Origin of the sequence: Rhizobium ecuadorense (genome assembly GCF_001187535.1) — a bacterium.
GTDB classification, from domain to species: Bacteria; Pseudomonadota; Alphaproteobacteria; order Rhizobiales; family Rhizobiaceae; genus Rhizobium; species Rhizobium ecuadorense.
On the sequence record NZ_LFIO01001798.1, the window covers coordinates 1 to 206 of the forward strand.

The 206-nt window shown below is 62.1% G+C and carries 1 pseudogene; it reads right to left on the minus strand.

From position 1 onward, the window contains the following. Nucleotides 1-206 (minus strand): annotated as a pseudogene (locus AF337_RS38490) (hypothetical protein); the annotation flags it as partial.

The window sequence follows — 206 nt, forward strand, 5'->3', positions numbered from 1 at the left end:
CTTTTGAGGCGCAGGTCGATGCCGGTCTTGCTGCTGTAATGGCCGGGCCCGGCTTTTGCGGCGGCTGGGTTGGCCCAGATCCTGATCGTGCGCATGAAGGTGAGAACATCGGGTTTAAGATCGATATGCTCGACAATGTCGAGCTGCCGCTTGACGGCCGCGACCATCTCCCGGTCGGGCTCCGCGCCCTTGGCGTTGGTGAGATC